This is a genomic window from Catenulispora rubra, assembly GCF_015356825.1.
Taxonomy (GTDB): domain Bacteria; phylum Actinomycetota; class Actinomycetes; order Streptomycetales; family Catenulisporaceae; genus Catenulispora; species Catenulispora rubra.
Genome location: NZ_JAACYW010000181.1, coordinates 1 through 23,201, shown reverse-complemented (window position 1 = coordinate 23,201; position 23,201 = coordinate 1). Strand labels below are relative to the sequence as shown.

General features: G+C 71.9%; 10 protein-coding genes and 1 pseudogene. 7 read left to right on the top strand and 4 right to left on the bottom strand.

Features of this window, described 5'->3' with window-relative positions; genetic code table 11:
• Positions 1–4,731 (bottom strand): polyketide synthase (locus GWK61_RS35755; RefSeq protein ID WP_323747910.1); only part of this gene is annotated, 4,731 nt, incomplete at its 3' end.
• 582 nt (positions 4,732–5,313) lie between these two features.
• Here GWK61_RS35755 and GWK61_RS35750 point away from each other — a divergent pair.
• The gene (locus GWK61_RS35750; RefSeq protein ID WP_194916126.1) at positions 5,314–6,168 is read left to right on the top strand and encodes a helix-turn-helix transcriptional regulator; all 855 of its coding nucleotides are present in this window, start codon (positions 5,314–5,316) and stop codon (positions 6,166–6,168) included.
• Between the two features lie 371 nt (positions 6,169–6,539).
• On the opposite strand, the gene GWK61_RS35745 is transcribed toward GWK61_RS35750, so the two are convergent.
• Positions 6,540–7,883, bottom strand: a complete 1,344-nt coding sequence (locus tag GWK61_RS35745) for an FAD-dependent oxidoreductase (RefSeq protein WP_228563495.1) — start codon at positions 7,881–7,883, stop codon at positions 6,540–6,542.
• A 159-nt stretch (positions 7,884–8,042) separates the two neighbouring features.
• Entirely contained in the window at positions 8,043–8,837 is a 795-nt protein-coding gene (locus tag GWK61_RS35740; RefSeq protein WP_194916125.1) for a helix-turn-helix transcriptional regulator, read from the bottom strand.
• A gap of 419 nt (positions 8,838–9,256) precedes the next feature.
• Here GWK61_RS35740 and GWK61_RS35735 point away from each other — a divergent pair, with 419 nt between their 5' ends.
• Together GWK61_RS35735 and GWK61_RS35730 are read left to right on the top strand one after the other, a co-directional pair.
• A complete protein-coding gene (locus GWK61_RS35735; protein WP_194916124.1) occupies positions 9,257–11,098 on the top strand; it encodes an AfsR/SARP family transcriptional regulator in 1,842 nt (613 codons plus the stop codon).
• 126 nt (positions 11,099–11,224) lie between these two features.
• Positions 11,225–13,030 (top strand): NAD(P)/FAD-dependent oxidoreductase, encoded by a 1,806-nt coding sequence (locus GWK61_RS35730; RefSeq protein ID WP_194916123.1) that lies wholly within the window; start codon positions 11,225–11,227, stop codon positions 13,028–13,030.
• A gap of 137 nt (positions 13,031–13,167) precedes the next feature.
• Here GWK61_RS35730 and GWK61_RS61005 read toward each other — a convergent pair.
• A pseudogene (locus GWK61_RS61005) lies at positions 13,168–14,641 on the bottom strand (MFS transporter).
• Here GWK61_RS61005 and GWK61_RS35720 point away from each other — a divergent pair.
• The 4 genes from GWK61_RS35720 to GWK61_RS35705 all read left to right on the top strand — a co-directional run.
• Positions 14,547–14,750, top strand: coding sequence for a hypothetical protein (locus tag GWK61_RS35720; RefSeq protein WP_194916129.1), 204 nt, complete (start codon positions 14,547–14,549; stop codon positions 14,748–14,750). The pseudogene GWK61_RS61005 and the gene GWK61_RS35720 sit on opposite strands and share 95 nt — an antisense overlap.
• A gap of 334 nt (positions 14,751–15,084) precedes the next feature.
• Entirely contained in the window at positions 15,085–16,353 is a 1,269-nt protein-coding gene (locus GWK61_RS35715; RefSeq protein WP_194916122.1) for an NAD(P)/FAD-dependent oxidoreductase, read from the top strand.
• Between the two features lie 144 nt (positions 16,354–16,497).
• Positions 16,498–18,153 carry an NAD(P)/FAD-dependent oxidoreductase gene (locus GWK61_RS35710; protein WP_323747909.1) on the top strand — a complete coding sequence of 552 codons (1,656 nt, stop codon included), beginning with the start codon at positions 16,498–16,500 and terminating at the stop codon, positions 18,151–18,153.
• Positions 18,154–18,446: 293 nt separating this feature from the next.
• Positions 18,447–23,201, top strand: a 4,755-nt coding sequence (locus tag GWK61_RS35705) for a type I polyketide synthase (RefSeq protein ID WP_194916121.1), incomplete at its 3' end; no start/stop codon positions are given.

The following is a 23,201-nucleotide window of genomic DNA, read 5'->3' as shown; positions in this document are numbered from 1 at the left end:
GTCTAGGACTGTGAGGAGGCGGGTGGCGGTGTCGCGCAGGGCGCCTGTGCTGCGGGCGCTGATCGGCAGCATGACCGGGATCGGCTCGACCTCGACCTGATCGGCAGCATCAGCATCAGCCCCAGCCCCAACCCCAGTTCCGGCACCAGCCTCGACACCGATCCTGGTGGCGGTCTCGGTACCGATTCCGGCGGCGGTCTCGGTTGCCGCTTTGACTTCGGCCTCGGCTTGGGCTGCGGCCCCGACGTCGGTCTGGGCTGTATCAGGTGTCTGAGCGGGCTTCTCTTTGTCAGCCGGTGTGGTGGCGGGGGGTTGTTCCAGGATCAGGTGTGCGTTGGTGCCGGATACTCCGAAGGCTGAGATCCCGGCCCGGCGTGGTTGTCCGGTTTCCGGCCACTGCACCGGTGTCGTCGCCAGTTCCAGTGGTCCGGCTTCCCAGTCGATGTGGTGGCTGGGTGCGTCGACGTGCAGGGTCTGCGGGATGGTGCCGTGCCGCATGGCCTGCACCATCTTGATGATCCCGGCCGCGCCGGCTGCTGCCTGGGTGTGTCCGATGTTGGACTTCAGCGACCCCAGATACAGGGGCCTGCCGTGCGGCCGCTCGCCGTAGGCGGCGTTCAGTGCACCGGCCTCGATCGGGTCACCCAGCGTCGTACCGGTGCCATGCGCCTCGATCACATCGATGTCCGCCGCGGTCAAGCCGGCGTTGGCCAGCGCTGCGGTGATGACGCGTTGCTGCGCGGGGCCGTTCGGTGCGGTGAGGCCGTTGCTGGCGCCGTCCTGGTTGACGGCCGAGCCGCGGATCACCGCGTGGATGTGGTGGCCGTTCGTGACGGCGTCGGAAAGGCGTTCGAGGAGGAGTAGCGCCGCGCCCTCAGCCCAGCCGGTGCCGTCGGCCGCCTCGGCGAACGCCTTGCACCGGCCGTCTGCGGACAGTCCTCGCTGGCGTGCGAAGTCGACGAACATGGCCGGGGTGGCCATGACCGTGACGCCGCCGGCGAGGGCCAGGTCGCAGTCGCCGTTTCGCAGTGCCTGTCCTGCGAGGTGCATGGCGACCAGGGACGACGAGCACGCGGTGTCGATCGTCATCGCCGGGCCGGACAGCCCCAGTGTGTACGCGACGCGGCCGGAGACGACGCTCGGCGTGTTACCGGTAAGCCAGAACCCTTCGACCAGCGGGAACTTCTGGTCATCGGTCGAGGTGGCGTATTCCTGGCCGATGACGCCGGTGTAGACGCCGGTCTGCGTCCCGCGCAGTGTGGTGGGGTCGATGTTGGCGTCTTCCAAGGTCTCCCAAGCGAGCTCCAGCAGCAGCCGCTGCTGCGGGTCGGTGGCGGTCGCTTCGCGCGGCGACATACCGAAGAACGCCGAGTCGAACTCACCGGCGTCGTAAAGAAAGCCGCCTTGCCGGGTGTAACTGGTTCCGCTGTGGTCAGGATCCGGGTCGTACAGCGCATCGAGGTCCCAGCCCCGGTCCTCGGGGAAGTCGCCGATCGCGTCGCCGGAGCCGTCCAGCAACGTCCACAGCTGCTCCGGGTTGGTCACGCCGCCGGGCAGCCGGCACGCCATCCCGACGATCGCCAGCGGCTCGTCGGCTGACACGCGGCGCCGCTCGGTGGCGGCCGTTGCCGGGGCGGCCGGTGTCGCCGAGGGGTGTGTGAGGAGTCGGCACACTTGCGCGGCGAGCGCGATCGGCGTCGGGTGGTCGAAGATCGTGAGCTGCGATGCCGGCGCCTGTACATCCTCGGCCAGCCGCTCCTGGAACTCCACGGCGGCCAGCGAGTCGAATCCCAGATCCTTGAAGGCCGACCCCGGATCCAGGGCGTGGCCCGAGGCGTGACCGAGGATGTCGGCCGCCAGCGACAGGACGAGGTTCAGCGCTTCCGGCTCCCGGTCCTTCGCCGACAGGCCGGCGAGACGGGCTGCGGGCGAGGAGTGCGGCGTCGGCGCCGGTTCGGGCCGAGGACTCTCGTCGGCCGCCGCTGCGCCGAGCTCCGCCGTCGTCGCTGCCTCCGACACCGCCGACACCGCCGCCCCCGACGTTTCGCCAGCATCGTCGTCGAACCAGTGCCGACGCCGATCGAATGCGTAGCCGGGCACCCGTTCCCGTGCTCCCGCGATTCCGCCGGTGAGCTCGGCCGCCCACCGCACCGGCACACCGCTCACATACGCCGACCCGACCGCCGAGACCAGCGCCTCCGCCTCGCCGCGGTTGGCGCGGCAGGTCGGTATCACGACCGCAGGCGCCGGTGAACTCTCGGCCTGCGCACCGAGTACCTCGCGTGCCGACCTGGTCAGGACGGCGGTCGGTCCCACCTCCAGAAACGTGTCGACGCCGGCCGCCCTCAGGGTTCGAAGACCGTCCATGAAGCGGACCGGGCGCCGGATGTGGGCCGTCCAGTACTCGCCGTCCAGCCGGCCGGGCTCGGCCAGGTCCCCGGTGAGGTTGCTGACCAGCGGAAGCGCCGGCGTGCGGAAGACGATGTGGCCGATGGCCGAGCGGAAGTCGTCCAGCGCCCGGTCCATGTGCCGGCTGTGGAAGGCGTGGCTCACCCGGAGCGGTTGGGCCTTCTCGCCGGCGGCCCGCCAGCGTTCGACGATCTCCGCGACCGCGTCATCGTCCCCTGACACCACCACCGACAGCGGCCCGTTCACCGCCGCGATGTCGGCGCGGGTCCCGTAGCCGTCCGCGAGCAGCGCCGCGACCTGCGCCTCGGTGCCCTGCAGAGCGGCCATCGCGCCCCGCACGGTCACCGCCTGCATGGCCGCCGCCCGGGCCGCGACCAGATCGCAGGCGTCCGGCAGGCTGACGGCGCCGGCGACGTGGGCGGCCACGATCTCGCCGATGGAGTGGCCCATCACGTAGGCCGGGACCACGCCCCACGATTCGAGCAGCCGATGGCAGGCCACTTCGAACGCGAACAGGGCCGGCTGCGCGTACTCGGTCCGGTCGAGCGGTCCCGCGTCCGGGCCTTCCTGGTCGGCGAACATCAGCTCGCGCAGCGGACGGTCGAGCCGGGCGTCGAAGTGCTCTGCCATCTCGTCCAGCGCCTCGGCGAACCGTGGGAACGCCGCGTACAGCTCGCGCCCCATACCCGGTCGCTGGCTGCCCTGCCCGCTGAACAGGAACGCCGTCGTGCGGTGCCCGTCGGCCCGGCCCCGCACGACGTTCGTGCCCGGCCGGTCGGCGCCGAGCGCGGCGAGCCCGGCCAGCAGACCCTCGCGGTCGGCGCCGCCGACGACGGCGCGATGCCCGAACTCCGTCCTGGTCTCGGCCAGGGTCCTGGCGACCGCGCCCAGATCGGTGTCGGGCCGGTCGTCGAGCCACCGGTGCAGCCGGTCGGCCTGCGTCCGCAGCGGCACGTCGCCCTTGGCACTGAGTACCCAGCTAACGCCGGCCGGCCCGGGGTCCGGGGTGTCGGCGGACCGTGTGGAGGCCGCCGGCTGCGCGAGGATCACGTGCGTGTTGGTCCCGCCCATACCGAACGAGCTGACGCCGGCGATCAGCGGCCGGTCCGGCGCCGGCCAGGCGCCGAGCTCGGTCTGGACCCGGAGCCGGAGCCGGTCCAGCGGGATCCGCGGGTTCGGCTCGACGAAGTTCAGGCTCGCCGGGAGCTGCCGGTACTTGATCGACAACGCGGCTTTGAGCAGGCCGACGATGCCGGCGGCGGCTTCCAGGTGCCCGACGTTGGTCTTGGCCGAGCCGACCGCCAGCGGCCGCCCGGCCGGGTGGGCCGTGCCGAGCGCGGTGCCGAGCGCGGCAGCCTCGATCGGGTCGCCGACCGGGGTGCCGGTGCCGTGCAGCTCGACGTACTGGACGTCGGCCGGGTCCACGCCGGCCTCGGCGCAGGCCTGCGCGATGACCTCGGCCTGTGCGGCCGCGCTCGGGACGGTCAGGCCGTCGGTCGCGCCGTCGTTGTTGACGGCGGTGCCCTTGATGACGCAGTAGATCGAATCGCCGTCGCGCACGGCCTGCGCCAACGGCTTCAACAGCACCAGCCCTGCGCCTTCGCCGCGGGCGTAGCCGTTGGCCCGCGCGTCGAAGGTGAAGCAGCGTCCGTCCGGGGACAGCCCGCCGAAGCGCTCGGCGCCCACGGCGCTGTCGGGCAGCAGGTTCAGGTTCACGCCGCCGGCGATCGCGAGCGTCGATCCGCCGCGCAGGCTCTCCACGGCCAGATGCACCGCGAGCAGTGAGGACGACTGCCCGGAGTCCACGGTCAGGCTCGGGCCGCGCAGTCCGTGGAAATAGGAGACGCGGTTGGCGATGATGCTCCGGTGTGAGCCGGTGAGGGTGTAGCGGTCGATGGCCGGGATCCCGCGGCGGGACTGCATCCGCGCGTAGTCTTCCCACACGGCGCCGACGAACACGCCGGTCCGGCTGTCCCGCAGGGTCTCCGGGACGATTCCGGCGTCCTCCAGAACCTCCCAGCTCAGCTCCAGCACCAGGCGCTGCTGGGGGTCCATCGCGGCCGCCTCGCGCGGGGAGATGCCGAAGAAGGCGGCGTCGAACCGGTCGACCTCGTCCAGGAACGCGCCCTGCGCCGCCCCCCGGCCGACGGTGAATCCGCGGTCCGCGGGGGCCGGGCCGACCATGCTGGTGCCGGCGCGCAGCAGGCGCCAGAAGTCGTCCGGATCCGACGCCCCGGGCAGTCGGCACGCCAGTCCGATGACGGCGACGTCGTCGGCGCCCGCCCCGCCGGAGCCGGGCGATGCGTCAGTTCGATGGCCCACAGCCTTCGTCCCCTTCCGAACATCGGACCCGCGAGGGCTCGCCACGGCGGGGCGGCCCTACGGCCGCGGCGGCTGCACGGACACAGCGATGGTGAAACCTGCAGGATCCGGTGATCGACTGCCGGTTGACACTCAGCAGACTGCCCCGGGCGGCCTGAGGCTGTCGTCGCCGAGATTGCTCGCACCCGCGATGCCGGGGCCCCGGCGATCAGGGCCGTCAGAGGGCTGATGGAAGTGGGTGGATATGGCTGGCTGCGACGCTTTCGGCGTGGTCCGCACCACCATGGGTACCGCCGCCCGTCGGCCGCACGCGGGATGTGTCCGGCGCGTCTGTCCGCCGCGCGGGCGGGGCTATCCCTCGGTTCCGCAATATCGGCCTTTGCTGCTTTTGGTGTTCATAACGGACCGCCGGGACAAAAGGTTGGCCAGTCAGGATGTGGATCAGTAGCTGATACCGCCGGCGGGGGGATAGCAAGAATGAAGAAGACTGCCGGGTTTGAAGTCATCGAACATTGTTGCAGCCGCGGTAAGCGGTCGTCGGCGGAAAAGCCGGCTTGCTTTCGTTGCTCTCGGAGGCCCGGTATGGAACCGATGATCCGTAATGCTTTGAGCTTGATGCACGAGCGCTACTCGGACAACCTGACCCTTGATGACCTGGCTTCGGCGGCCATCATGAGCAAGTTCCATTTCATCCGGATCTTCCGGGAGGCCATGGGGGTCACTCCCTGTCGCTATCTCAGCGCTCTGCGTCTCCATGAGGCGAAACGACTGCTGCGGTCGACCCGTATGAATGTTTCGGACATATCATCCAAGGTCGGATACAGCAGCACGGGCAGTTTCACCCGCCGGTTCACCGACTCTGTGGGCTACTCGCCGATCCAGTACCGCAACAGCGTGGTGTACGGCCGGGACGTCGCGACGGCCCGCGAGCGGCGGTCCGACGACGCCGCGGTCGACAGCGGAACGCTCGGTGGCCTGGTCTGGGGCTCGGTCCGGGCGCCCCGGGACGTCGACGAGGTCTTCGTCGGGATCTTCGACACCCCGATCCTGGAATGTACGGCGATCGCGTCCCGGCTGCTGGAGGGCACCGGCGCGTTCCGGCTCCGCGCGCCGGCCGGGCGGCCGTACTACGTCCACGCCGTGGCCTGGGGTGTCGAGGGCGCGGCGGAGTCGGGTCCGTGGAGCGACGAGAACGGCGGCCTGCTCGTGGCCAGCGCCGGTCCGTTCACCGCGCCGTCGGAGGTGGTGACGCGGGTGGAGTTGGAGCTCGTCCCGCACGGCTGGGGCCGGCCGCCGGTGCTGCTCTCCCTTTCGCAGGCGCGCCGCAAGGTCCTCACCCGCCGCACGGTCCGGCCCAGGACGCCGATCGGTTGCGTGGCCCGGCCCGCGGGGGAGTCCGGGACGCTGGTGGCCGCTTTCGCCGACGCGGTGGCCTGAAAGCGCGTCGGCGGTCCGCGGCTCCGTCGTGGAACTGCGGACCGGCCGCTTTGCTCGATGTTTCCGTCTGATTGCGTTTCGCCGATACGCCTCGGCCTGTTCCATGCGAATTCCGGCAGTTTCAATCCCGGCCCGGCAGCGCTTTTGCCGGTGGCGGTACTGTATTTATTTGAGCTTACTCCGCCCGGTGCCGGCGTTAATCACAGCTGACGGGGTGAATGGTCTGTTCTCTGCCGCGCATCCGCGCGAACCCTGGCGCCGAGACAGCGGCGGTGAATAGCGAACAAATAGCGGAACAAACGGTACCCACCTGTGTCGGCCCCGAGCGCGGGGCCGACACAGGTGGGTGGTGTCATCGCAGCGATAGACGGCTATCGGCCCGCCGGGGATTTCCGGGCCGCCAGGAGCCAGCGCACGACGCGGTCCGGCCGCATGATGACGGCGGGCGGGGCGAGCATGTGCTGCACGTCGACCATCACCCGGTGCGCCCCGACCGAGGTGTGCGTGGCGCGCAACACCTGCTTGACGTAGCGGTTCACCAGGCCGGTGCCGAAGGCCTTCGGCCCGGTGGTCTCCGGGTAGAAGAAGTCTCCACCGGTCGCCAGCTGCCACGGGGTGTCGATGATCCTGCCGGCTTTGCGGTAGTACGCCCGGGCCATGGCGCCGGTGGCGCCGCCGGCCCGGTCCAGGCACTCGCCCAGGGCCACCGCCTCCAGCGCGGCCGTCGTCATCCCCTGACCGTACAGCGGGTTGAAGCTGCACACGGCGTCGCCGATCGCGACGTACCCGGCCGGCGGCCGCCGCAGCTTCTCAAAGCGCCTGCGCCGGGCGGCGGGATAGGTGAACTTCTCCGCGTCTCCGGAATCCAGCGGCTCGGCCCGGGACAGCAGCTCGGCGATGCGGCCGTCCGGCAGTTCGGCCGCGAACTTCTCGAAGCCGGCCGGGTCCACCGGCGCGTGCGTTCCGTGCCAGCCGCCGAGGGTGACGATCCACCGGTCGCCCTCGACCGCGAACGCGGCGGCGGCCCGCTTGTCGTGCGGCGGCAGCGCGGCCAGCAGGTGCAACAGGGCGCCGCCCGCCAAGGTGTCGCCGGGCGGGCGGCTGAAGTAGCGCGTGGTGTATCCGACCCCTACCTTGACCTGTTCCGAGCCCGGGGTCTGGCAGCCGAGCTCGGTGAGCCACCGGTCGGTCCGGCCCCCGCTGCGCCCGGTGGCGTCCACCACCAGGTCGGCCGGCAGTTCCCGGCCGTCCTCCAGCAGCACGCCGGTCACCCGGCCCGGCGCGCCGGTCAGCCCGACGACGGCGGTCCGATCCTCGACGACGACGCCGTCCAGCCCGCGCACCCGTTGCCGGATCCGCTGCTCCAGGAACGCCCGGGTGCAGCTGATGCCGGTCATGCCGCTGTCGAAGCGGATCCGCGGCGCGCCCATCTGGAAGAAGACCAGGTCCCGGCCGGGGTCGAAGGAGACCGCGCCGTTCCGGAGCAGTTCGGCGTCCAGCCCCGGGAACAGCTGTTGCAGGGTTCTGCGACCACGGATCAGCAGCGCGTGGGCGTGGCCGGAGTGCGGTGTCCCGCGCCTGGCCTCGGGCTGTTCCGGCAGCGTGTCCCGGTCCAGGACCGTCACCTGGGCGTAGCGGTCGGCCAGGACCCGCGCCGCCGCCAGTCCCGCGATCGACCCGCCGATGACCACGGCCCGTCCACGCATGGTGTTCATAGGCCCTCCAAGGACGTCTCAGGGATGTCTGTGTGCCCTTGAGTGTCGTTTCCGGCCCTGGTCCGTCGCGCCTCCGGCATTGCTGCGATCGGCGGTGTCGACATATCAGGGCGATGACAGCGGTGGTGGGTCGAGCTCCCGCACGGCGTCGACCGGCTGTCACCGCCGGGTCCGATGGCGGACCGGGCCCGCGTTCCGCCCTCGGCGGCCGCCCCGGTTTCCGAGGTGGCTGTCGCGCGGTCTGCCGATCACCTCCGGCACTCTCGGTATGACGTCGTGGCCGTCGGGGATGAGATAGGCCGACCGGGGCAGGCCCGGCTTCGGGCGAAGCGCCAGGCTCACGGACGCCGTCTCCCCGACGTCCACGGTCACCGGCTCGACGATCGCGGTGAGCAGGCCGTGGCTGTTGTGCGTGACCGCCCGCACCGACCAGCGCCCCTGCGGAACGTCGAGCAGAACGCTGTCCCCGGTCAGGACGACACAGTGGGCCCGCTCGTTGCTGCCCAGCGGAAAGGCGGCGATGCACACCGGCTCGTCGCAGGCCGCGTCGGCGCACGTCAGCTGCACACGGATGGCCCCGTACGTGAACGAGGGCCGGCGGTCCGCGGCCAGCAGCTCCACGGTGCCGGCCCCCAGCTCGGCCAGGCGGCGGAAGCGTCCCGGCGGCATCCCGAAGGTCCTGGTGAAGCGCGACGTGAAGGCCCCCAGGCTGTCGTAGCCGATCGCCATGCAGATGTCCGCGACGCTCGTGGTGCTCCGCAGCAGCCGGGTCCGGGCCGCCTCCAGCCGGACCATGGTCAGGTACGCCCCCGGTGACACGCCGGTCTCCTTGCGGAACTGCCGGGCCAGGTGGTAAGGGCTCAGGTGGGCCATCTCCGCGAGATCGGCCAGCACCAGGCTCTCAGGGTATTGCTCTCGGATCCCGGTGACCACTTGTTCTATCTCTTTGCGCATTCTCATGCCTTTCGCCCCGTATGACCGCTTGAGTCGGCATGGCCCCAGATCCTTCGGGAGCCGACACATTGGGTAGCTCCAGTAACTCAAAACTTCTCCTCCCGTGGAAGCCGCGGGCTTCGCCGAGATTGCGCGGTTGGCCACCGGTTCGCCCGTCGGATCCTCGCTCGCAATCTGCGCGAAGACATCGCAGGCCGGGCGAGGCAGTCTTCAACGTGTCGGCTCCGGGGCCACACAGCCGCCGAACCGGTCCGGAGCCGGGTCTGCGAGGTGCGTCGAGCGGCCCGAGAGCCGACCCGAGCCGGTTCGGAGCCGGTGGGGGATTCCGTCGGCGAGCCGGCCGCGGGCACGTCCCGCGTCGAGATGCGGCCCATCCGTGCCGATCAGGCTTCGAGGATCGTCGCAGGGAAGGAACTGGCATGCGTCTGGAACTCCTGGGTCCGCTGCGTATCTGGCTGGGCGACCGCGAGATCACCCTCGGCGCGCCCAAGCAGCGGGCGGTGTTGGCAATGCTGGCGATGCGCGCCGGCGAGATCGTCGGGGTCAAGCAGATCATCGACGGCGTCTGGGGTGACGAGATCCCCACTTCGGCCGCCAACTGTGTGCACACCTACGTGGCCAGCCTGCGCCGGATACTGCGGCCCGAAGAGCGGCTGCGCGGCGGCCGGCTGCTGGCGTCCACCGGTGGCGGGTACGTGTTCGACGTCGGGTCGGACACCGTCGACGTCCAGCAGTTCAGCGCGCGCGTGCAGCAGGCCCGGGCGTTGCGGAGCGCCGGCAACCTCACGGACGCGGTCCTGTTCTACGAGGCGGCACAAGGGATGTGGCGTGGTGAGGCCCTGGCCAACGTCCCGGGCCCGTTCGCACACTGGGAACGCGCGAGGCTGCACGAGACCCGGATATCGGTGTTGGAGGAATGGGCCACGGTCATGGTGGCCGAGGGCCGGCACGCGGAGACCATCGGCGTCCTGTCCGACGTGGTGAACTGGGAGCCCCTCCGCGAACGCCTGCGCTGGCTGCTGATGGTGGCCCTGTTCCGTTCCGGACGGCGGGCAGACGCCCTGCGGGTCTACCGCGACACCCGCAAGGTCCTGAGGGACGAACTCGGCATCGAACCGGGCCCGGAGCTGGGCAAGCTGCACGAGCAGATCCTGGCGGGGCCGGCTCCCGCGCCCCGGCGGTCTGGTACCGCGATCGCGGTGACGGACCCGGCCACGGTCCTGGCGCCGAAACCCGCTGTCTTGACCGTGCCGGTGCCCACATCGCCGTTTCCGGCAGTGGCCGCCGAGCCGGCGACCCCGGCTCCGGCTCCGCAAGGCGCCGTGGCGCTCGCGGGTTTGGCTCAGGCCGTTGCGGAGCCCGATGCGTCCGGCGATCCGCACACCGTCGGTACGCACGACGGTGCCCGTGCCGGTGTGGACGGACCGGCCGCGCTGGCGATGCCGTGGCCGGCCCAGCTCCCGCCCAGCGCCCGCGGGTTCGTCGGACGCGCGGCGGAGCTGGCCCGGCTGCGCGGCCTGGTGGACCGGTACCGGGTCCCGGGCATGCACACCGCGCTGGTCATCGAGGGCGCGCCGGGCAGCGGTAAGACCGCGCTGGCCCTGCAGGTGGCGCGCGGCATGGCCGACCGCCACCCGGACGGTCAGCTGTTCCTGGACCTGCGCGGCTCCGAGGCGCCGATGGGCGCCGCACAGGCGCTGGCGACCCTGCTGCGCAGCCTCGGGGTGCCCGACGCGCGACTGCCCGCCGACCTGGCCGGCCGGACGGCGCTGTACCGCAGCATGCTGCACGGCCGCCGGGTCCTGCTGGTGTTGGACGACGCCGCGGGCCCGAGCCAGGTGCGGCCGCTGATCCCGCGCGGCCCGGCCTGCGTCATCGTGACCAGCCGCCGGGACCAGACGGTGCTGGCGGCCCGGGAGGGGGCGCTGCGCCTGGCGCTGGGCCCGCTGGCCGGGCCGGAGGCGGTGTCGCTGCTGTCCTACCTCATCGACGACGAGGCCGCGGCCGACCACCACTCGGTGCTGGGCGAGCTGGCCGAGGCCTGCGGCCGGCTGCCGCTGGCGCTGCGGCTGGCCGCCGAGTCGGTGGCCTGCGGCACCGGGCCGCTGGCCGACCGGGTCAGGGCGCTGACCGAACAGGTGCGCGGCGGGCGTCCCCAGCCGTGCGTCCCCGGCACGGGTCCCGGCTCCGCGGCCGCGGAGGTGGTCCGGGCCATCGCCACGCTCACCGGCGCCGACGTGCTCAGTCCGGCGGCGGCCTGAGGCGGTGCGATCCCGTCCCGGGGCCGCCACCGCCACCGCCGGCGGGCCGCCCGCCGGACCCCCGCCTGTGGCGGCTGTATCTGTCCAGGCGGTGCCAGATGCCCCGCCCCACCGGAAGGAGCAACCGTGTCCCCATCGAAAGCCGACCCGAGCCCGGCACCGGCCCAGTCCGAGGAGTCGCCGCGCCTGGTTCGGGCCGACGTGTGCGTCGTCGGCTCGGGCATCGTGGGCCTGACGAACGCCCTGGCGCTGACCAAGCGCGGCCTGTCGGTCGCGCTGGTCGACCAGCCCACCCCCAAGCAGATGGCCAGTTTCAAGGTCGGCGAGTCGCTGCTGATCTTCTCCAACGCGTTCCTGCGCGTGCTCGGCGAGTTGGACGTCGAGTTCGAGAACTCCTTCGCCAAGCACGGCTTCTGGATGGCCTACGGGCTGGAGGGCAAGCGCGAGTTCGACGAGACGGTGAGCGAGTGGGCCTTCGAGAGCGAGCTGCCCGACCACTGGATCACGAACCTGACGGACCCGGCGTTCGCGCGGGTGATGTTCGGGGACTGCCAGATCGTGCGGCCGGAGATCGAGGCCGCGTTGCGGCGGCGCTGCCGGGACACGCCCGGCATCACCTTCGTCGACGGCCTGATGCGCGACGTCGAACTCGGTGCCGACGGCGCGGACCACACGGTGGCCTGGAGTACCCGGAACCAGGAGCAGGACGGTCAGGTGCGGGCCCGCTGGCTGCTGGACTGCTCGGGGCGCAGCCGGGTACTGGCCCGCAAGTTCGGCCACGACCTGCCGTTCCAGGACGACTTCCGGACCAGTGCGGCCTGGGCCCAGTTCGCCAACTGCGGTGACGACACCTTCGACGAGCGCTGGGTCTACAAGTTCCCCGACGGGCCGACGGTGCGGCGCGACCAGAACACCGTGCACCTGTGGGGCGACGGCTACTGGATCTGGCTGATCCGGCTCAACGACGACCGGATCAGCGTCGGGGTCAGCTACCGCAGGCAGCGCCCGCCCGAGGAGGGCAACGCGCGCGAGGTGTTCTGGAAGATCCTGCGACGCTACCCGATGCTCGACTGGCTGGTCGAGCAGGACTTGCTGGAGTTCAGCGCCTACAAGGACGTCCAGCACCGCACCGACACCTTCGTCTCGCCGAAGCGCTACGCGATGGTCGGGGACGCGTCCTCGATCATCGACGCCTTCTACAGCCAGGGCATCTCGCTGTCGATGGTCGCCTCCTGGCACGCGGCGAACATCATGCAGGCCGACGTGACCACCGGGAAGCTGGACACCGGTTACATCCGCCAGGTCAACAAGGCGCTGGTCGCCGACTGGCGGATCATGCGGTCCATGGTGCGGGCCAAGTACAGCGGCGCCGTGGCCGACAACCGGTTCTTCATGCTCGACCACACGATCGACCTGATGATCTTCGTGGCCGCGATCCTCGGCCGGTTCCGGGTCTCGCGCTGGCTGTTCGAGACCGGCGGGCGTACCGACGCCGAGGTCGCCGAACATGTGAAGATCCGCAAGGGGCTGCGCGGCCGGATGTACCTGTCGCAGTCGCTGCCTTGGTCCTTCCTGCCCCCGAGCGTGGTGGCCGGGGCCGTCGAACGCTGGCACCGCGGGCTGGAGAAGCGCGCCCTGTGGCGCTTGGAGAACGGCGTCGAGCTGCCGAAGGCGAAGGCCGCGATGCGCCCGAACGCCGCCCTGCCCGGCGTGTGGCGGTTGCGCAAGCTGCACCGGTACCCCGGCGGAGACATCTCGCTGCCGCCGTTCAAGGAGCCGAAGCGGGCCGCCATCTCCGGGACCGAGTACCGGCCGCCGGCGATGATGGTCAACGGCACCATCTTCCTGATCACCGCGAGCATCGCCACCTGGCGGGACATCGTGGACACCCGGATCCGGAAGACGAAGGCGATGTTCCGGCGCTCGCGCTGAACGTGTCGCGGTGACCGCGCGGGACCGCCGGGCGGTCCTTGCGCGGTCCCGGAATCGAACGGCACCGCCGACTCGCGGGCCCGCGTCACCGAGACTCACCGCCGCTTCGCGTGGCGTACCCCTCGGCCGTCCGCGGCCTACGACGTCCGCGGGCCCGGCACCTCGGCCTCCGAGCGCCGCACGGTGATCACGAACACCGAGGTGATGAAGCCGAGCAGGATGAGCCCGGTGCCGCCCCAGAACGCGGTGGAGACGCCGTGCGTCAGCACCGCCTGGCCCCACGGCCGGGCCGGCAGCGTGCCGCTCTCGGCCACGGCGGCCTTCTGCGCGTCGGTGGCCTGCGCCATGAACGCGGCGAACTGCTTCCCGCCCTCGTGCTCGGCCGCGGACCCGAACAGCGTCACCAGGACCGAGAGCCCGAGCGCGCCGCCGACCTGCTGCATCGCGTTCAGCAGCCCCGAGGCCGCGCCGGCCTCGTGCGCCGGGATGCCCGAGACGGCGGTGAGCGTCACCGGTGATGAACGTGGCGCCCAGCCCCAGCCCGAACAGGATCGCCGGGCCCAGCAGTCCGCCGGTGTAGTGGCTCGTGGGCTTGATCTGCGCCAGCCACGCCATCGCCGCGACGGTCAGCGCCGTGCCGCCGACCAGGAACGGCTTGGGACCGATCCGGGGCGGCAGCGGTTGCGCGGCGCCGGCCGCGACCAGGATGGCCAGGGCCGTGGGCATGAAGGCGAAGCCGGCCTTGATCGGGCCGAAGCCGAGCACGTTCTGGATGAACTGCACGTTGAAGAAGAACATCCCGAGCAGCGTGGCGCCCAGGGTGAGCATGGTCAGGTAGCTGCCGGCCCGGTTCCGGTCGGCGAACAGCCGCAGCGGGGTGATCGGTTCGGCCGCCGTGCGCTCGGTGACCAGGAACGCGGTGAGCAGCACCGCGGCGGCGGCGAAGGCGCCGAGGGTCCAGGCGTCGCGCCAGCCGTGGTCGCAGGCCCGGATGAACCCGTAGACCAGCGCGGTGACGCCGGTCGTCGAGGTCAGCGCGCCGACCAGGTCGAAGCGCCCGGGTCGGCGCGGGGACTCCGGGATGCTCAGCGGGGCCAGCAGCACGATCGCCGCGCCGATCGGCAGGTTCACGAAGAAGACCCAGCGCCAGCCCAGCCACTGCGTCAGCAGGCCGCCGGCCAGCAGGCCGATCGCCCCGCCGCCGCCGGAGACACCGGCGTACACGCCCAGCGCCCGGGTGCGCGGGGGACCTTCCCGGAACGTGGTGGTGATCAGCGCCAGCGCGGTCGGTGAGGCGACCGCGGCGCCGGCGCCCTGCAGTGCAGGGCGCTGCAGGGCGCCGGCGCCCTGCAGCGCCCGGGCGGCGAGCAACTGCCACGGCGCCTGCGCCAGCCCGGCCAGCGCGGAGGCCGCGGTGAACAGCGCGATGCCGGCCACGAAGGTGCGCCGGTGACCCAGGACGTCGCCGATCCGACCGCCGAGCAGCAGCAGGCCGCCGAAGGCCAGGGTGTAGGCGTTGACGACCCAGGACAGGTCCGCCGTGGTGAACCCGAGCGTGGTCTGGATGTGCGGGTTGGCGATGGTGACGATGGCCGCGTCGAGCACCACCATCAGCTGGCACGCCGCGATGACGGCGAGCGCGACGCCCGGGCGGGCCGCCCGGTGCGCGTCCGGCGCGCCGCCGGCGTCGTCGGTCGTGGCCTGGTTGACACTCCCGTGAAGTTCCTCCCGCGGATCGGCTCCACGGCCCTGCCCGCGTCCGCGGGCCCGCCCCGCGGACACCCCCGACGTCGCAGTGCCCTGTCTTGGGTAGCACGCGCTGAGTGGGCGTTTCGCCTCCGTGACTGCTCCTGTCGGCCACCGGTGCGGCGAATCGGTGTCGCGGCAAAAGGGGCTGCGGGGCCGCGGGGCGGCGGGCGACCGGTGATCTGGAGCGTTCAGATCGGCTTGCGCCATCCTCCAGACCCCGGCCCGCACACTGACACCGCTGCACCATGCCCACCGCCTTTCGACCATGCGGCGGACCGGGCCAACGACGATCGGGAGGGTCCTGCATGCCGTCCAACCTCTACGGCGTAGCCGACGACTATGACGTCATCGTCATCGGCGGGGGTCCCGCCGGCGCCACCACCGCCGGGCTGCTCGCCCAGGCCGGCCGCTCCGTGCTGGTCCTGGACCGGGAGCGCTTCCCGCGCTACCACGTCGGGGAGTCCCTGATCCCCGCGTTCATGCGCCCCATGGAAGAGCTCGGGCTCACCGAGCGCATGGACGCCCGCGGCTTCGAGCGCAAGTACGGGGGCACGCTGGTCTGGGGCAACGAGCAGATCCCGTGGGTGTTCTCGTTCATCGAGGGCGGCCACTCGCACGCGTTCCACACCCGCCGGGCCGACCTGGACACGCTGATCCTGGACCGGGCCCGCGAGCTCGGCGCGCACATCGTCGAGGACGCCACCGTCAAGGAGCCGATCGAGGAGGACGGCCGCGTCGTCGGCGTCCGCTTCCAGGTCCGCGGCACCGACACCCAGAACACCGTCCGGGCCAAGCTCGTCGTGGACGCCTCCGGTCAGGCGCGGCTGATCAGCCGTCGCTACTCGGAGGTCACCTGGCACCCCGAACTGCGCAACGTCGCGGTGTGGAGCTACTTCGACAACTGCGAGCGGCTCCCGGACGAGGAGTACACCAACATCCTCATCGAGGGCCTGAACGAGGGCTGGTTCTGGGCGATCCCGCTGGACAAGAAGAACATCAGCATCGGCTACGTCACCCGCGCCGAGCTCGCCGGGGACAGCGACACCAAGCTGCCGGAGCTGTTCTTCGCCGAGATGGAGAAGTCCACCAAGCTCAAGAGGATGATGAAGGACGCCCGGCAGTGCGCGGGCTTCCGCACCGCGCGCGACTGGTCCTACACCAGCCACCAGTTCTTCGGCGACGGCTGGGTCTGCGTCGGGGACGCCGCGGCGTTCGTCGACCCGCTGTTCTCCACCGGCGTCGCGCTGGCCACGCTGGCCGCCAGCATCCTGGCCAAGATCATCGACCGGGTGGTGGACGCCCCGCAGATCCAGGCCGAGGCCTTCGGCCGCTACGCGCAGGCCTACCACGACTTCTTCGACGAGATCCGGGTCTTCGTCGAGCGCTTCTACGACCGCACGAAGTACAAGGAGTTCTACCACAGCCTGGCCCAGGAGCTGGTGGACCCCGACCACGAGAACACGCCGTCCCAGGCCTTCGTGACCCTGATCTCCGGCCTGAGCGGCAAGCACCCGATGTTCCACATCAACCTCGACGACCTGACCGAGGCCGCGTCCGCGGTGAGCGCGGGCTGAGCCGCCGCTCCGGTCGGCTTCCCCGTACGGGGATCGGCCGTCGGCCGGGCGGTTCGTCGCCGAGCCCGGCCACGGCCGACGGCCGATCCCCGCACCAGGTGCGAAGACGACTCGTCCACACCGGAAGAGAAAGGTGAAGCAGACGTGCCCGCAACCAAGGACGCTGATTCCGTCCGCTATGACGTCGCCATCCTCGGCAGCGGTATGGCCGGCGGCATGCTCGGCGCCGTGCTCGCCCGCAACGGGGTCAGCGTCCTGCTGATCGACGCCGGCACCCATCCGCGCTTCGCCGTGGGCGAGTCGACGATCCCGTACACCTCGGGCATGACCCGGCTGATCGCCTCCCGTTACGGCGTTCCGGAACTGATGCCCCTGTCCAGCTTCAAGGGCGTGCGCGGCAAGGTGTCGCGGAACTGCGGCCAGAAGCAGAACTTCGGATTCGTGTACCACCGGGAGGGCCGCTCCCAGGATCCGCGCGAGGTGAACCAACTGGTCGTGCCGGCGGCCCTGCGGACCGAGACGCACTTGTTCCGGCAGGACATCGACGCGTATCTGTTCCACCTCGCCGTGAAGTACGGTGCGCAGCCGTTGCAGGGCACGCGGATCGCCGAGGTCGACATCGACCCGGATTCCGGTGTGGTCCTCAAGACGGACCGCGGGGCCGAGTACCGCGCCTCCTACATCGTCGACGGCAGCGGGTTCCGTTCGCCGCTGGCCGAGAAGCTGGACCTGCGCGAGACCCCGACCAGGGCCCGCACCCATTCGCGCTGCGTGTTCACGCACATGGTCGGGGTGAAGCCGTTCGACGACGCGCCGGCCGCGGCCCGGCACGGCCAGCCCAGCCCCTGGCACCACGGCACGCTGCACCACGTCTTCGACGGCGGCTGGCTGTGGGTGATCCCGTTCGACAACCACGAGCAGTCGATGAACCCGCTGTGCAGCGTGGGCCTCACGCTCGACCCGCGGGTGTTCCCGAAGACCGACATCGAGCCCGAGCGCGAGTTCCAGGACTTCCTGGCCCGCTTCCCGGAGATCGCCTGGCAGTTCAAGGACGCCCGCGCGGTGCGGCCGTGGGTCTCCACCGGCCGGCTCCAGTACTCGGCCAAGCAGGTCGTCGGCGAGCGCTACTGCCTGACCTCGCACGCCGCCGGCTTCATCGACGCGCTGTACTCCCGCGGCCTGACCAACACCCTGGAGCTGGTCAACGTCCTGGCCTGGCGGCTGATCGCGGCCAGCAAGGACGGCGACTGGTCGCTGGACCGGTTCTCCTACGTCGAGGCGTTGCAGCAGGGCCTGTTCGACTTCCACGACGACCTGGTGTTCTCCTCGTTCGTCGGGTTCGGCGACTACGACCTGTGGAACGCGGTGAACCGGACCTGGATGCTCGGCACCATGCTGGGCAACGTCATGCTCGAGGACGCCTACTACCGGTTCGAGAAGACCGGCGACGACAAGGTGTTCCTGGAGCTCGAGGACAGCATGCGCCCGGGCTCGCCGCTGCCGGTCAGCGAGGGCTTCAACGCGATGGGCGATCTGACTCGCGAGCTGTGCCGGCAGGTCGAGGCCGGCACGGTGGCCGCCGGCACGGCGGCCGAGCGGATCCTCGGGCACATCGCGGACGCCGACTTCATCGCCCCGTCCTTCAAGCTCGGGCTGCCGGAGACGCACTGCTTCAACATGTCGCCCGGCAAGATGGCCAAGAACGCGATCTGGTGCCGCAGGGACGCCCCGCCGGAGATCGGCAAGCGCATGATCAACGCCAGCAAGGGCCTGGTCCGGACCCGCTTGTCCCGCGACTGAACCGCCTGGCGGCGGTCCTGTGACCCCGCCGGACGGTCGCTGATCCTCTGTCCGCACCGGCTTCGCTGTCCCCGGGCCCGCGGACAGAGTCCGCCGGCGGCGTCGTCCCCCGTGGCGCCGCCGGCTCCCTTCCATCCGGACTCGCGGGCCTCGCAGATCTTGCAGACCTCGCGGGCTTCGAGCCTCCACCCGGCGGCCGGTCCTGCCGTACTCAGCCGGTCCACGTCGCGGTCGGCGCGGCCGTGCGCCACGACGTCTGAACATGTCCATCGCACAACGCCGGGAGAACCTTCATGGACCCCACCCGAACGCCGACCCCCGCCTCGTGCGGTCCGGCCGCCGGAGTACCGATCGCCATCGTCGGGATGGCCGGCCGCTTCCCCGGAGCGGCCGGTCCGGAAGAACTGTGGACGCTGTTGTCCGGGCGCGGTTCCGCGATCGGCCCGGTCCCCGCCTCGCGGTGGGACACCTCGGCGCCGCTGGACCCGGCCCGCAGCGTGCAGGCGGTCGGTGGCTTCCTGGACGGCGTCGAGGAGTTCGACGCCGACTTCTTCGGGATCTCCCCGCGCGAGGCCGCGGCGATCGATCCGCAGCAGCGGCTGATGCTCGAATACGCGTGGCGGGCTCTGGAGGACGCCGGGCAGCGTTCCACGGCCTTGGCCGGGAGCCACACCGGCGTCTACGTCGGTGCCTCCTGGCACGACTACGAGATGCTGCGGATCGCGCGCGACGCCCCGCCGACGCCGCACAGCCTGGTCGGCAACGCGCTGGACGTCATCGCGGCGCGGGTGTCGTACTTCCTGAAGCTGCGCGGTCCCAGCATGACCGTCGAGACCGGCTGCTCCTCCTCGCTGGTGGCGCTGCACCTGGCCGTTCAGGCGCTGCGCGCCGGGCAGATCAGCGGCGCGATCGTCGGCGGCACGAACCTGATGCTGGACCCCTTCGTCACGGTCGGGCTGACCCATTTCGGCGCGCTGTCCCCGGACGGACGGTGCGCTGCTTTCGGTGCCGGGGCCAACGGTTTCGTGCGCGGCGAGGGCGTGGCCGCGCTGTATCTCAAGACCCTGGACCGCGCCCTGGCCGACGGCGACCGGATCCACGCGGTCGTCGCGGCCACCGCGGTCAACAACGACGGTGGCGGCGACAGCCTGGTCACCCCCGGCTATGCGGGGCAGGAGGATCTGCTGCGGCAGATCTACGACGGCGCAGGGCTGCCGGCCGGGGCGCCGTTGTACGTCGAGGCGCACGGGACCGGGACCGACCGGGGCGACCCGATCGAGTCGCGGGCGCTCGGCGAGGTGATCGGGCGGGCGCGGCCCGGACCGCTGCACGTCGGGTCGGTCAAGACGAACATCGGGCACCTGGAGGCCACCGCGGGTCTGGCCGGGCTGTTCAAGCTGGTGCTGGCGCTGCGGCACGGGTTCCTGCCGCCGAGCCTGCACTCCGAGACGCTGAATCCGGCGATCGACTTCGCCGAGCTCAACCTGTCGGTCGTGCGCGAGCCGCTGGCCTTGCCAGCCGGGCAGACGGTGTACCTCGGCCTGAACTCCTTCGGGTGGGGCGGGACGAACGCTCATGTGCTGCTGCACAGCGCTCCGGAGGCCGCGGCGGCGGAGGACGGGTCCCCGGCCATGCCGGATGCCGGTCTGCCGTACCTGATCCCGTTGTCGGCCCGGGACGGTGCGCGGCTCCGGGAGCGGGCCGGGCTGCTGGCGCGGGAGTGGCCGGCCTCGGAGCCGGACGTGACGGCTCTGGCCGGGACCTTGGCCTGGCGTCGGGATCATTTCGCTGAGCGCGCCGCGCTGGTCGCGGCCGAGCCTGAGCGGGTGCCCGCGATGCTGGCCGCTCTCGCGGGTTCCGGCGCTGGGGACTCGGACGTGTCCGATGCCGCCGCAGCCGCCGATTCCGGCGCCGCGTCCGCCCCGGTCGAGGGCCTGACCGTCGGCCGGGCGGTGCTTCCGGCCGGCCGCGTCGCGTTCGTCTTCCCCGGCCAGGGATCGCAGTGGAGCGGTATGGGGCGCGACCTCTACCGTGACAGCCCTCTGTTCGCCTCCGTCGTGCGGCGCTGCGCCGAGGCTTTGCGCCCGCACGTGGACTGGGATCCGACGGCCGTGTTCGACGGCACCGCCGACGACACCTGGATGAGCCGGATCGACATGCTCCAGCCCGTCCTGTGGGCGATGTCCCTGGGCCTGGCCGAACTGTGGCGCGCGGCGGGCGTGGTGCCCGATGTGGTGCTCGGCCACAGTCAGGGCGAGATCACCGCGGCCACGTTCGCCGGGATCCTGTCGTACGAGGACGGCGCGCTGGTCGTCGCGCGCCGCAGTGCCATCGCGCGCCGCACGTCCGGCCGCGGCCGGATGCTCGTCGTCGACCTCGATCCCGCCGCCGCGCGTGCGGCGCTGCTGGGCTTCGAGGACGACGTCGCCCTGGCCGTGCACAACGGCCCGACGTCCTGCGTGCTGTCCGGCGGGGAGGACGCCGTTCTGGCGTTGAAGGAGATCCTGGAGGCCGAGGGCACGTTCTGCCGTCTGGTGAACGTGGACTACGCCTCGCACAGCCCGCAGATGGAGGAGCTGCGTGAGGACCTGCTCACCGCGCTGGCCCCGATCGCGCCGGGGGAGGGGGACATCGCGATGTTGTCCACCGGGCGCGTGGCGCCGATCCAGGGTTCTGAGATGTCGGCGTCGTACTGGGTGGAGAACCTGCGCGACCCGGTGCTGTTCGCCGACACCCTGACCCTGGCCCTGGACCAGGGGGTGACCCACGTGCTGGAGATCAGCCCGCATCCGGTGCTCGCCCCGGCGATCGAACAGCTCGGCGCGGTCCGTCCGCAGCCCCCGGTGATCATGACCTCCCTGCGCCGCGACGCCGGCACCGTGACGGACGTCGCCAGGGCGCTCGCCGCCGCGTATGTCGGTGGCCTGGAGCCGTTCGGCACGCTGCCGCGGGGCATGAGCGACGCGCCCGGCACCGGCTACCCGCTGCACGGGGACGTGCACTGGATTCCCGAGCGCGCCCACCGCGCCGGCACGCCGCACGGCTTCGACCCCCGGCCCGAGCCGGTGCCGGGCGATCCGGGGACGTGGATCGCGGAGCTCACCGTCTCCACCGAGCACCTGCCGTGGCTCTCGGACCACCGGGTGCTCGGCACGCCGGTGCTGCCGGCCGCCGCGATGCTGGTCGCCGTCGCCGGGACCGCGCGGCGGCGGCTCGGGCGGCTGCCGCGGAGCCTCGGGGCGGTGACGTTCCCCTCGGCCGTGGGGCTGGGGGAGGAGCCCGCGCGGATCGCGGTGCGGTGGAGTTCGGACGTGGCGAACGGCGCCGGGTGCGAGGTGCTGGCTGCCGACGGTGATGCTGGTGGCTCCGGCGGCTGGCGTACTGCCGCGCAGGTGCGCGTCGACACCCGGCCGCTCCAGTCGGCGCCCGACGACGCACCTCCAGAGCCGAGCAGCGAAGAAGACGAGGCCGCAGCCAACGAGTTCTATCGCACTTGGGAGGAGCGTGGGCTGGAGTACGGTCCGGCGTTCCAGACGGTGCGGACGCTTCGGGTGGATGCGGACGGCGCCTGGGCCTGCGGGTGGGTCGAAACCGACGACGGACCGGTATCGGGCCTGGCCCATCCCGCGCTGTGGGACGGCGTTCTGCAAACGGCGCTGGCACTGGTCGGCGGCCGGAGCGCGGTCGTGCCGGTGTCGATCGAGCGCCTGCTGTGGCACGCCGAGCTGGAGGAGGGCGCGTCCCGGCTGTGGGCGCGCGCCACGCGCCGCGCTGACGGGCTGTTCGACATCGGCGTGTTCGCCGCCGATCTCAAGGCCCTGATGACAGTGGTCGGACTGCGGCTGAACCCGCTGGCGTCCGGGGCCGGCGGGGTGCTGGAGGATCGGGCGCTGCACCGGCTCGTGTGGGAGCGGGTTGAGGCAGCCGAGGCCGTGTCGCCGGCGCGGGTACGTCTGGTCTGCGGCGGTGCGGGTGCCGAACCGCTTGTCGCTGCGCTGCGCACCGCACTGGGGCCGGCGAGCGCCGATGCCGATGCTGACGCCGACGCGGTCGTGTTCGTGGCCCCGGACGCCTCCGGCGGCGTGGACGATCAGGAGACGGGCCTGGCACGGCTCACCGAGACGGCCCGCGAGGCGCTGAGCGCGACGGGCGCGGTCCCGCCGCTGGCCGTGGTGACGGTGGGCGCGGTCGCGGTGGCGGCGCAGGACGTCCCGGATCCGGGCGCCGCGCTGTACTGGGGCTACGGCAGGGTTCTGGCACGCGAGCACCCGGAGTTGGCCGTACGGCTGATCGACCTGCCGGCGGCCGTCGCCGACCAGACCGCGAACCAGACTGCGAACCAGACTGCAAACCAAAGTGCCGACCCGGTCGTGAACCCGGTCGCCGGCCGGGCTGCTGCCGACCAGATCACCGACCAGATCACCGATCAAGCCGGGAGCCGAGTCGCCGACAAGGTCACCGAGCCAGCCGCCGCCCAAGCCGCCGCCCTGATCCGTGAACTGGCCGCCGTCCCCGACGAGGACCAGGTGGCACTCCGAGGCGTGCACCGCTTCGCCGCACGCCTGGACCGCGGCCTGTCCGGACCCGACGCCGCCGCTGAAGCCCCCGCCCCGGCGCCGCGTCGCCAGCCGTTCCGCGTCCAGCCGCCGGATCCGGCGCGCCGGGTCGGGCCGCGCCCGGTGCCGTTGGTGCGCGGTGTCCCCGGTGCCGGACTGGTCGAGGTGGCCGCCGAGGCCGTGACCCTGGACGCGGCCGGCTCCCCGGCGCGCGCCTTCGCCGGCACGGTCAGTGCCGTCGGCCCGGAGGGCAGCCGGTTCCGGGTCGGGGATCGCGTCGTCGCCTTGGCGTGCGAGCCGGTGGGCTCGCACGCGGTCGTCTCGGACCGGCTGACGCACGCGCTGCCGGCCGGTCTGGATCCGGTGGCCGCCGCCGGAACCGCGGTCACCGCCGTCGTGGCGTGGCACGCGCTGGCCGTCGCGGCCGGGGTCGCCGAGGGCGAGACGGTGTTCGTGCACGACGCGCCCGGCGGGCTCGGTCGCGCGCTGGTC

Excerpts from the sequence above, each read along its gene's own strand:
- GWK61_RS35745 (WP_228563495.1), bottom strand. The coding sequence starts at position 7,883 with ATGAACACCATGCGTGGACGGGCCGTGGTCATCGGCGGGTCGATCGCG.
- GWK61_RS35735 (WP_194916124.1), top strand. The coding sequence starts at position 9,257 with ATGCGTCTGGAACTCCTGGGTCCGCTGCGTATCTGGCTGGGCGACCGC.
- GWK61_RS35740 (WP_194916125.1), bottom strand. The coding sequence starts at position 8,837 with ATGCGCAAAGAGATAGAACAAGTGGTCACCGGGATCCGAGAGCAATAC.
- GWK61_RS35715 (WP_194916122.1), top strand. The coding sequence starts at position 15,085 with ATGCCGTCCAACCTCTACGGCGTAGCCGACGACTATGACGTCATCGTC.
- GWK61_RS35750 (WP_194916126.1), top strand. The coding sequence starts at position 5,314 with ATGGAACCGATGATCCGTAATGCTTTGAGCTTGATGCACGAGCGCTAC.